This window comes from Streptomyces antimicrobicus, assembly GCF_020532625.1.
GTDB classification, from domain to species: Bacteria; Actinomycetota; Actinomycetes; order Streptomycetales; family Streptomycetaceae; genus Streptomyces; species Streptomyces antimicrobicus.
In genome coordinates this window covers 1-11,007 of record NZ_JAJAUY010000176.1, presented here as the reverse complement: position 1 = coordinate 11,007, position 11,007 = coordinate 1, and the positions used below count along the sequence as shown (strand labels likewise).

Here is an 11,007-nt window from a genome sequence, read left to right as displayed (position 1 = left end):
ACGGGCGCCGCGGGCCCGTTCACGGGTGCCGCCACCGGTGACGGGTCCGGCCCGGCAGGGGCCGGAGCCTCCGGCGAGGGCGCGGTGTCCGGGGACGGCCCCGGGGCGACGCCCGCCGACGGGACGCCCGTCCCGGGCGCCGACGGGGCGCAGGGCGCGGCCGGGGCCACCACCTCCACGGGTGAGGCGGACCCCGACGGCGCGGCGTCCTCCCTTCCGGGGACGGACGAGCCCGCCGACGCCGTGCCCACCGCCCAGGTGTGGCCGGAGGCCGAGGGCTCCCAGGGGCCCGCGCCCGACCCGGTGCGGGCCGCAGGCCAGCCGCAGGACGGGCCCCAGGTCCCGGCGGGCTACGGCTTCCCGCCCGTGACGGACCGGCCCACCCCGGCCCAGCCGCCCGCCGGCTACGGCTTCCCGCCCGTCCCGCCGCAGGCCACCGGCCAGCCGCAGGACGGGCCCCACGTCCCGGCGGGCTACGGCTTCCCGCCCGTGACGGACCAGCCCACCCCGGCCCAGCCGCCCGCCGGCTACGGCTTCCCGCCCGTCCCGCCGCAGCCCACCGGCCAGCCGCAGGACGGGCCCGCCCAGGACCAGCAGCAGCCGCCCGCCGGCTACGGCTTCCCGCCCCTGCCCCCGCAGGCCCAGCAGCCCCAGCCGCCCCAGGCAGGGGTGCCCTGGCAGCCCCAGCCCCAGCCGCAACCCCAGGCACCGCAGCACCAGGCCCAGCCGCAGCCGCAGCAGTGGGCGCCCCAGCCCGGTCCCGGTGGCCCCGGCGGGCAGGACCCGCGGTACCAGGCCTCGCCCGCGGGCGGGGCGCCGCTGGGCTACACGGCCGCCGTCGAGCTGTCGTCCGACCGCCTGCTGCGCAACAAGCAGAAGCCCAAGAGCACCCGCGGCGGCTCCAACTCCCTCTTCCGCCTCGGCGGCAAGGCCGCCGAGGCCGAGCGCCAGCGCAAGCTGGAGCTGATCCGCACCCCGGTGATGTCCTGCTACCGCATCGCCGTCATCAGCCTCAAGGGCGGCGTCGGCAAGACCACGACCACCACGGCCCTCGGCGCCACCCTCGCCACCGAACGCCAGGACAAGATCCTGGCCATCGACGCGAACCCGGACGCCGGCACCCTCGGGCGCCGTGTGCGCCGCGAGACCGGGGCGACGATCCGCGACCTCGTCCAGGCCATCCCGTACCTCAACTCGTACATGGACATCCGGCGGTTCACCTCCCAGGCCCCCTCCGGCCTGGAGATCATCGCCAACGACGTGGACCCGGCCGTCTCGACGACCTTCAACGACGAGGACTACCGCCGCGCGATAGAGGTCCTGGGCCGCCAGTACCCGATCATCCTCACCGACTCGGGCACCGGGCTCCTCTACTCCGCCATGCGCGGGGTCCTGGACCTGGCGGATCAGCTGATCATCATCTCGACCCCGTCCGTGGACGGCGCCAGCAGCGCGAGCACCACCCTCGACTGGCTCTCGGCCCACGGCTACGCCGATCTGGTCGCGCGCTCCCTCACCGTCATCTCCGGGGTCCGCGAGACCGGAAAGATGATCAAGGTGGAGGACATCGTCCAGCACTTCGAGACCCGCTGCCGCGGCGTCGTCGTCGTGCCCTTCGACGAGCACCTGGCGGCCGGTGCCGAGGTCGACCTCGACATGATGCGGCCCAAGACGCGGGAGGCGTACTTCCACCTCTCCGCCCTGGTCGCCGAGGACTTCGTCCGCGCGCAGGCCCAGGCCCAGCAGCAGCCGTACGGCCACCCCCAGCAGTACCCGCCGCACCAGCAGCCGCACCAGCCGCCCTACCCGCACGCGCCGCAGCAGCAGCCCCAGCAGCCGTACCCGCCCCAGGGCCAGCCCCAGCCGCAGGGGCCGTACGGTCAGCCGGCCCCGCAGCAGCCCGCGCCACCGGCGCCCGGCCCGCAGGCGCCTTCGCCGTACGGTCAGCCGCCGCAGCCGTACGGCCAGCCGCCCCAGCCCTACCAGCCGCAGCCCGGCCAGGGCTGGCCGCAGCAGCCGCCGGCCCCGCCGCAGGACCCGCGGCAGCCCCAGTAGGGGCAGGCATGACGACCGAGGGCCCGTACCGTCCGACCGGGACGGTACGGGCCCTCGCCCGTGTCGGCAGCGACTCGGCCGGCGGCGCGGCCGGCCGGCCGGGGCTCAGCCCGCGGCAGCGGCGGCGTCGTAGGCCTCGGTCAGCGCCCGCGCCCGCTTGACGTCGTCGGCCATGGCCTCCAGCAGCCCGTCCAGCGAGTCGAACTTCGCCATCCCGCGCACGTACGACAGGAAGTCGACGGTCACGTGCAGCCCGTACAGGTCGAGCCCGACGCGGTCGATCGCGTAGGCCTCGACGGTCCGCGCGGTCCCGTCGAACTGCGGGTTCGTGCCGACCGAGATGGCGGCGGGCATCCGCTCGCCGTTGGCCGTCAGCCAGCCCGCGTACACGCCGTCGGCCGGGATCGCGGTGTGCGGCAGCGTCTCGACGTTCGCCGTCGGGTAGCCGAGCTCACGGCCGCGCTGGGCGCCGCGCACGACCACGCCCTCCACCCGGTGCGGGCGGCCGAGGATCTCGGCCGCGCCCTCCATGTCGCCGGCCGCGACCAGCCGGCGCGCCAGCGTCGAGGAGAACGCCTCGCCGCCGCCGGCCTCCCCGCGCACCACCAGGTCGATGACCTCGACCTCGTAGTCGTAGGTGGCGCCCAGTTCCCGCAGGAAGTCGACGTCACCGGCGGCCCGGTGGCCGAAGCGGAAGTTGGGGCCCTCGATGACCGCGCGCGCGTGCAGCTTGTCGACCAGGACCTTCACGATGAAGTCGGCCGGGGACAGCTGGGAGAACTCCGCGGTGAAGGGCAGGATCAGCAGCGCGTCGACGCCCAGGCCCTCCATCAGCTCGGCGCGCCGGTGGTGCGGGGCCAGCAGCGGCGGGTGGCTGCCGGGGCGGACGACCTCGCTGGGGTGCGGGTCGAAGGTGACGACGACGGACGGCACACCGAGCTCACGGGCCCGGGCCACCGCCCGTCCGATGATCAGCTGATGTCCCCGGTGGACGCCGTCGTAGGAGCCGATGGTGACGACGCTGCGTCCCCAGTCCTGGGGGATGTCCTCCAAGCCACGCCAGCGCTGCACTGTGACCGCTCCTCGCCCGAACCCGTGTAGTGCCTGTAAAGATTGCAGGTCTAAGACTGCCATGCCGGTGCTCAGGGGCCCGCATCGGCGTCCGGCTCACGCCAGGGTCACGTCAAGTGTGCCAGGTCCGGTCCCGCGGCCCGTGAGCGTCTCGACCATCCGTCGAGCGGCCGGCCCGAGCAGGGCGGCGGCCTGCCCGGCGTCCTCGGCCACCCAGTGGGCGAGCAGCGCGCGGAACTCCGGCGCGGCCGCGGCCAGCTCCACCGTCCGCCGCTCCAGGAGTTCCGGGCCGCCCGGTGCCCGCAGCAGCTGCCGCCCGGTGCGGCGCAGCAGCTGCCGGGTGCGCTCGGGCGGGCAGGCCCCGGCCCCGTGGGCGAGCGCGCCGAGCGCCGCGTCCAGGACGCCCGGGTCCTCCTCGGCGGCCAGGAGTACGACGGCCAGCTCGCCCCTCAGGTCCCACGAGGCCTCGGCACCGGGCGCGGCCAGGACGCCCGCCAGCGCGGTCCGCACCACCGCCGGGCCCCGCAGCAGCTCGGCCACCAGCGGCAGGAGCACGCCCCGGGCGGCCGGGCCGTGGTCGAGGCGGCGGTCGACGAAGAAGGCGGCGTGCGGGGCGTCCTCGGGGTGCCGGGCGAGGTGCTCGCGGACCAGTTCGGCGGCGCGCCGGGCCAGTGCGGGCGTGGTGAGGCCGGCCAGGGCGCGCAGCACCTCGCCGTCGGCGCGGGCCCGCAGCGCCTCGAAGACCCCGTCCGGGTCGGGCAGCAGCGGCAGCGCGGTCACCAGGGCCTCGGCGGGCAGCCGGGAGGTGCCGTGGCGGAAGCAGTGCAGGGCCTGGCGCAGGTAGTGGCCCCGGACCTGGGGGTCGCGCAGCAGTACGGCCAGGGCGCTGCCGTGCAGGGCGGTGTCGCCGGGCCGGGCGAGCAGCCTCTGGGCGCAGTGGCGCAGCAGCTCGCGGTCGGCCGGGGTGCGCACGTGCGGGGCGGCGGCCAGCGCGTACGCGGCGGCCGCGACCCGGCGGTCGGCGCGTTCGTCGTGCGCCCAGCGGTGCACGGCCCGGCACACGGCGGTGGGCTCCTCCTCGGCGAGGACGGCGAGCAGTTCGTCGGCGCGCGGGTGCGCGGCGGCGACCAGGGCCTCGGCGAGGTCGTCGGGGGCGAGCGCGCGGTGGGTGTGCAGCAGGGCCTGCGCGGCGGTGGCGACGGTGGCTCCGGGCCGTCCGCGCAGCGTGCGCTCGTCCCCGAACCAGGCGACGAGCAGTGGCTGGACCCGCCGCGGGTCGCGCACCAGGCGGCGCCGGGCGGCGTCGAGGTAGCGGTCGGCGGGCAGGGAACGGTCGGCGGCCGGGTGCCCGGCCGGGCCGGCGCTCTCGGGGGGCGGCGGGTCGGCGGGCAGGACGCGCCGCAGCAGGTCCAGGCGGACGGGTTCGGGCAGCCGCAGCCGGTTCAGGAACGAGCCGCCGAACTCCCCCGGCCCCGCCTGCGCCACATGGTCCGCCAGCCCCTCCAGGACCTCCAGGTACGGCAGCGCGTCGCCGGTGCGCAGCAGCACCTCCCGCAGCAGCCGGGTCGCCCACCACAGCCGATCGTCGTCGGCCGCGGCCGCGCGGGAGCCCGCCGGGGCCGCGACGACGGCCAGCAGGTCGGCGAGCCGCCCGGCGAGCACCTGCGGCGGCAGCTGGAGCAGCGCCTCGACCACGGGTCCGACGCGGTGCCGGGGCACGGGCAGCGCGGCGGCCGGGAGCCGGCGGTGGACCAGGGAGTCCAGGGCGGTCGGCACGTCGAGGTGGCCGGCCTGCAGCCAGTCGGACAGCTCCTCGTGGGCGATCCGGTACCCGGCGCCGGCCGGGACGAGCAGCCCTTCGGTGAGGACCGCGCAGGCCCAGCCGGTGCGCCGCGGGAACAGCTCCTCGAAGGAGGCCCGGTCCAGCTCGCCCTGCCCCGGGCCGAGACACCGCCGGGCCGCCTCGTGCAGCCGGCCGGCCACCCGCGCGGCCAGGCGCCGTACCCCGGGGGCGTGGACGGGCGCGGCGCCGCCCGCGGCGATCCGGACGGCCACGCGCAGGCACATCAGGTCCAGGTGGGCCGCGAACACCTCGGCGCGCCCGGGCCGGCCCTGGGTCACCCCGGCGGCCCGGATCCCGGACAGCAGCCGCAGCGTGAGCGGATGCCGGGCGTCGGCGGCGCGTACGGCCCCGTCGGGGATGCCGTACCGGGCGCGGGCGGTGGCCGCCTCGTCGGGGCCGAGGTCGCCGAGCCGGACGGCGGGCGGCAGCTGCGGCGCGGGGCGGGCGGGCCGGTGCAGGACGTCGGGCGGGCACGCGGCTCCGACGCGTTCCCAGAACTCGGGCCGGCAGCCGGTGACCCACTGGATCCCGCCGGCCCGCAGCCAGTCCACGGACGCCTCGGTCCACGCGGCGAGCCGGTGCGCGAGCTGCGGGGGCATCTCCTCGGGGGCGTCGAGCAGCACCGTCAGCGGCCGTCCCGCGGCCCGCGCCAGCGCGGCGATCCGCTCGACCGTGGTGCGACCGGCGCCGGGCTCCGCCGCCGCGGAGGGGAGCGGGGGGCCGCCGACCGGCCGCCTCTCCGCCTCGGCCACGGCACGGGCCGCCGCGTCGCCGAGCGAGGCGTCGTCGGCGTGGAGGTCGACGCCGCGCAGCCAGAGGGTGGGGGCCGGGGCGGGGCCGAGGGTACGGCGGCGGGCCAGGGCCGCCAGTTCCGAGGTGCGGCCGGTGCCGGGGGCGCCCACGAGGGCGGTCACCAGCCGGCCGGAGCCGGCGAAGGCGGTCAACTCCTCGGTGACGGCGGCCCGTTCGACCGGCTCCGGGCCGTCCTGGTCCCCCGGCGGCGCCGCGGGGAGGGTGGCGCCGGTCAGCTGGAGGGCGCCGGCGAGGTTGAGGTCGGCGCCGTGCGCGGGCACGGTCGCCGCGTTGCGGGCCAGCAGTTCGGCCAGCGGCCCGTCGGGGTCGGCGGCGGCCGCCCGGCGCAGGACGACGGCGAGACCGGGCCCGTACGGGTCGACCTGCCCGACGCCGCCGAGGACCGCGAGCACGGCGCCGGTCTCGGCGTCCAGCACCGGCCCACCGCGGGCCTCTCCGCCGAGCCGCAGCGCGTCCGTCCCGTCGGTGCCCAGGGCCAGCGCGATCTGCACCGGGCAGGACGGTCCGGGGCCGGACGGGGCCGGCCCGAGGACCCTGGCCTGCCGCCAGCCGCGCGCGGCCAGGCGGACGTACCGCCCGGCCCGCAGCGGTTCGCGTACGGTCACCGGCAGCGGTCGGGCCTCCAGGCCGTCGGTGCGTACGAGCGCCAGTCCGGCCGAGGGCAGCGGCAGCACGTCGGCCGCCTCCACCGCGCAGGGGCGCGCGTCGGGGCCGGGGCCGTGCAGCACCAGCCGTTCCAGGCCGGCCACGACGTCGTGGCCGGTCAGCACCGTCCCCCGGTCGTCGGCGACGAAGCCGCTGCCGCGCGGCCGCCCGACGTGATCGCAGATCCGGACCAGCTCCCCCGTGACCTCCATCACACGACCGTAGGTCGACGAAGATCAGCGGGAAAAGCACGTGGGACGAAAGCGCCCCCTTACGCTCCCCGCATTCACTCCGAGCGCCTGCTCGGACGGGTGAATACGGGCCTCCGGGTGGATAGAGACCTACCCGAGGGGGGTCGTGGAGCGGTGAGCAGCACTACCGGTGCTCACCGCTCCACGTCGTGGTACGACGTCCGGCCCTCAGGCGAAGACGGCCAGGGACTTGGCCTTGCCGCCCTTGCTCTCCACCAGCGCGAGCAGCTTGCCCTCGGGCCCGAAGACCGCGACCGGCCGGCCGTGCTCGTACTCGTCCGGCATCTCCAGCCGGACGCCGTTGGTCAGCAGGGACGCCCGGCGGGCCTCCAGGTCCCAGCGCGGGAAGGCGGCGGCCGCCGCCTCGGCGATGGGCATGACCGTCAGGTCCTCCTGGAGCTGGTCCAGCGTCCGGGCCCGGTCCAGCTTGTACGGGCCGACCCGGGTGCGGCGCAGCGCCGTGAGGTGCCCGCCGACGCCGAGGTCGGCGCCGAGGTCACGGGCCAGGGCGCGGATGTAGGTGCCGCTGGAGCAGACCACCGAGACCACCAGGTCGACGACCTTGGTGCCGTCCTCGGCCTCGGCCTCGCGCATGTCGTAGACCTGGAACGAGGAGACGGTGACCGGCCGGGCCGGGATCTCGAAGTCCTCGCCCTCCCGGGCGCGCTTGTAGGAGCGCACGCCGTTGATCTTGATGGCGCTGACCTTGGACGGGACCTGCATGATGTCCCCGGTCAGCTTGGCGATGCCCGCGTCGACGGCCTCGCGGGTCACCCCGGAGGCGTCGGTGGCGGACGTGATGTCGCCCTCGGCGTCGTCGGTGACGGTGTTCTGGCCGAGGCGGACCGTACCGAGGTACTCCTTCTCGGTCAGCGCGAGGTGGCCGAGGAGCTTGGTGGCCTTCTCCACGCCCAGGACGAGGACGCCCGTCGCCATGGGGTCGAGGGTGCCGGCGTGGCCGACCCGGCGGGTCCTGGCGATCCCGCGCATCTTGGCGACCACGTCGTGCGAAGTGAAACCGGACGGCTTGTCGACGATGACAAGGCCGTCCGGAGTGGTGCTTACCCTGCTCATTCCGCGGCTGCGTCCTCGTCCTCGTCCTCGCCCGGCTTCTTGTACGGGTCGGCCTCACCGGCGTACGTGGCGCCCGAGGACGCCTCCCGTACGGCGGCGTCGGAGAGCCGCGCCTTGTCGAGGAGGTCCTCGATGGTCTTGGCGTTCTCCGGGAGGGCGTCCGCGACGAAGGTCAGGGTCGGCGTGAACTTGGTGCCGGCGACCCGGCCGACCGCGGAGCGCAGCATGCCCTTGGCGCTCTCCAGGCCGGCGGCGGCGCTGGCACGGTCCTCGTCGTCGCCGTAGACCGTGTAGAAGACCGTGGCCTCCCGCAGGTCACCGGTGACCCGGGTGTCCGTGATCGTCACGTGGGTGCCGAGCCGCGGGTCCTTGATGCCACGCTGCAGCTTCTGGGCGACCACCTCCCGGATGAGGTCTGCCAGCTTCTTCGCCCGCGCGTTGTCGGCCACTGGTCCGTCTCCTTCTGTTCTTGCATTCAGTCTTCATCACCGTGGAGCCGGCGTCGCACCGACAGCAGCTCCACTTCCGGACGCGCCGCGACCAGCCGCTCACAGCGGTCGAGCACGTCCGACACGAACCCCGCGTCCCCGGACACCAGCGCGACCCCTATCCGGGCCCTGCGGTAAAGGTCCTGGTCGCCCACCTCGGCCGCGCTCACAGAGAACTTGCGCTGGAGCTCGGCGACGATGGGCCGCACGACGGAGCGTTTCTCCTTCAACGAATGGACGTCGCCGAGGAGCAGATCGAAGGACAGAGTCCCCACGTACATGCAGTTCCGGATGTCCCGCCGGTTCGGGTTCGGTGACCTGTGAGGCCAGTGCCTGACAGGGACACCAGAACCGTACACGCAACGGCCGGGGCCGATCGACGGAAATTCCGCCGACCGGCCCCGGTCACGACACGGCTGCGATGAGCGCCCGGCGTCAGCCGCGCGGCTTCTCGCGCATCTCGTACGTCGCGATGACGTCGTCGACCTTGATGTCGTTGTAGTTGCCGAGGTTGATACCGCCCTCGAAGCCCTCGCGGATCTCGGTGACGTCGTCCTTGAAGCGACGCAGACCCGTGATCGTGAGGTTCTCCGCGACGACCTTGCCGTCGCGCAGCAGGCGCGCCTTGGTGTTGCGCTTGACCTCGCCCGAGCGGACCAGGACACCGGCGATGTTGCCCAGCTTGGACGAGCGGAAGACCTCGCGGATCTCCGCCGTACCGAGCTCGACCTCTTCGAACTCCGGCTTGAGCAGACCCTTCAGGGCCGCCTCGATCTCCTCGATGGCCTGGTAGATCACCGAGTAGTAGCGGACCTCGACACCCTCGCGCTCGGCCATCTGCGTGGCGCGGCCGGCCGCGCGCACGTTGTAGCCGATGACGATGGCGTCCGAGCCCATGGCCAGGTTGATGTCGGACTCCGTGACCTCACCGACGCCGCGGTGCAGGACCCGGATGTCGACCTCTTCGCCGACGTTCAGCTGGAGCAGCGAGGACTCGAGGGCCTCGACCGCACCGGACGCGTCACCCTTGATGATCAGGTTCAGCTGCTGGACCTCGCCGGCCGCGAGCACCTTGTCGAGGTCCTCGATGGACACCCGGCGGGTGCGCTTGGCGAAGTTGGCGTTGCGCTCGCGCGCAGCGCGCTTCTCGGCGATCTGGCGGGCCGTGCGGTCCTCGTCGACGACGAGGAAGTTGTCGCCGGCGCCGGGGACGTTGGTGAGACCCAGGACCAGGACGGGGGTCGACGGACCCGCTTCCTCGACGTTGTTGCCCTTGTCGTCGAGCATCGCCCGGACGCGGCCGTACGCGTCGCCGACGACCATCGTGTCGCCGATGCGCAGCGTTCCGCGCTGGACCAGGACCGTCGAGACGGCACCGCGACCACGGTCGAGGTGGGACTCGATGGCGATGCCCTGCGCGTCCTGCTCCGGGTTGGCCCGCAGGTCGAGCGCGGCGTCCGCGGTCAGGACCACGGCCTCCAGCAGCTTGTCGATGTGCAGACCCTGCTTGGCGGAGATGTCGACGAACATCGTGTCGCCGCCGTACTCCTCGGCGACCAGGCCGTACTCGGTCAGCTGACCGCGCACCTTGACCGGGTCCGCGCCCTCGACGTCGATCTTGTTGACGGCGACGACGATCGGGACCTCGGCGGCCTTGGCGTGGTTGAGCGCCTCGACCGTCTGCGGCATGACACCGTCGTTCGCCGCGACCACCAGGATCGCGATGTCGGTGGACTTGGCACCACGGGCACGCATGGCGGTGAACGCCTCGTGACCCGGGGTGTCGATGAAGGTGATCTTGCGGTCCTCGCCGTTGACCTCGGTGGCGACCTGGTACGCACCGATGTGCTGCGTGATACCGCCGGCCTCGCCCGCGACCACGTTGGTCTTGCGGATGGCGTCCAGCAGTCGGGTCTTACCGTGGTCGACGTGACCCATGACGGTCACGACCGGCGGACGCGGCAGCAGGTACTCCTCGCCGCCCTCGTCCTCGCCGAACTCGATGTCGAAGGACTCCAGCAGCTCACGGTCCTCCTCCTCGGGGCTGACGATCTGAACGGTGTAGTTCATCTCGTCGCCGAGGAGCTGCAGCGTCTCGTCGGAGACGGACTGCGTGGCCGTGACCATCTCGCCGAGGTTCATCATGACCGCGACGAGCGAGGCCGGGTTGGCGTTGATCTTCTCCGCGAAGTCGGTGAGGGACGCACCGCGCGACAGGCGAATGGTCTCGCCGTTGCCGCGAGGCAGCATCACGCCGCCCACGGACGGGGCCTGCATGGCCTCGTACTCCTGGCGCCGCTGCCGCTTCGACTTGCGGCCACGACGGGCCGGGCCGCCGGGACGGCCGAAGGCGCCCTGCGTGCCACCACGGCCACCGGGACCGCCGGGACGGCCACCGAAGCCGGGACGACCGCCGCCGCCACCGCCGGGACCGCCGCCGAAGCCGCCGCCACCGGGACGCGGGCCGCCGAAGCCGCCACCGCCGCCGCCGGGACGGGCGCCGGGACCGGCCGGACGGCCGGCGAAGCCGGGACGACCGCCGCCGCCGGGAGCACCCGGACGACCGCCGGGACCACCCGGACGGCCACCGCCGCCAGGACCGGGACGCGGGCCGGCAGCGGGACGCTGCGGCATCATGCCCGGGTTCGGACGGTTGCCACCGGGGCCACCGGGGCCCGGACGCGGGCCGCCCTGCGGACGCGGCATGCCGGCCGGCGAGGGACGGGGACCGCCCTGGCCGGGGGCACCCTGCGGACGGGGACCGGCC

Annotated in this window: 7 protein-coding genes; 1 reads left to right on the top strand and 6 read right to left on the bottom strand. The window is 75.1% G+C overall.

Annotated elements, in window-relative coordinates; translation table 11 throughout:
• Window positions 1-2,055 (top strand): MinD/ParA family ATP-binding protein (locus LG632_RS27560; protein WP_226730273.1); only part of this gene is annotated, 2,055 nt, incomplete at its 5' end.
• Between the two features lie 105 nt (window positions 2,056-2,160).
• On the opposite strand, the gene LG632_RS27555 is transcribed toward LG632_RS27560, so the two are convergent.
• The 6 genes from LG632_RS27555 to infB all read right to left on the bottom strand — a co-directional run.
• Complete coding sequence (locus LG632_RS27555) at window positions 2,161-3,126, bottom strand: bifunctional riboflavin kinase/FAD synthetase (RefSeq protein ID WP_226730272.1); 966 nt, start codon at window positions 3,124-3,126, stop codon at window positions 2,161-2,163.
• Window positions 3,127-3,222: 96 nt separating this feature from the next.
• Window positions 3,223-6,639 (bottom strand): S1 family serine peptidase, encoded by a 3,417-nt coding sequence (locus LG632_RS27550; protein ID WP_226730271.1) that lies wholly within the window; start codon window positions 6,637-6,639, stop codon window positions 3,223-3,225.
• Between the two features lie 207 nt (window positions 6,640-6,846).
• On the bottom strand, window positions 6,847-7,752 hold the full coding sequence (truB, locus tag LG632_RS27545) for a tRNA pseudouridine(55) synthase TruB (RefSeq protein WP_226730270.1): 906 nt from the start codon (window positions 7,750-7,752) through the stop codon (window positions 6,847-6,849).
• Window positions 7,749-8,201 carry a 30S ribosome-binding factor RbfA gene (rbfA, locus tag LG632_RS27540; RefSeq protein WP_226730269.1) on the bottom strand — a complete coding sequence of 151 codons (453 nt, stop codon included), beginning with the start codon at window positions 8,199-8,201 and terminating at the stop codon, window positions 7,749-7,751. Before rbfA ends, truB begins: the two co-directional genes overlap by 4 nt.
• 26 nt (window positions 8,202-8,227) lie before the next feature.
• Window positions 8,228-8,521, bottom strand: a complete 294-nt coding sequence (locus LG632_RS27535) for a DUF503 domain-containing protein (RefSeq protein WP_226730268.1) — start codon at window positions 8,519-8,521, stop codon at window positions 8,228-8,230.
• Between the two features lie 154 nt (window positions 8,522-8,675).
• On the bottom strand, window positions 8,676-11,007 hold a 2,332-nt coding region (infB, locus tag LG632_RS27530; RefSeq protein WP_226730267.1), incomplete at its 5' end, for a translation initiation factor IF-2.

Coding starts and splice junctions, on each gene's coding strand:
- truB (WP_226730270.1), bottom strand. CDS start 7,752: ATGAGCAGGGTAAGCACCACTCCGGACGGCCTTGTCATCGTCGACAAG.
- LG632_RS27550 (WP_226730271.1), bottom strand. CDS start 6,639: ATGGAGGTCACGGGGGAGCTGGTCCGGATCTGCGATCACGTCGGGCGG.
- LG632_RS27535 (WP_226730268.1), bottom strand. CDS start 8,521: ATGTACGTGGGGACTCTGTCCTTCGATCTGCTCCTCGGCGACGTCCAT.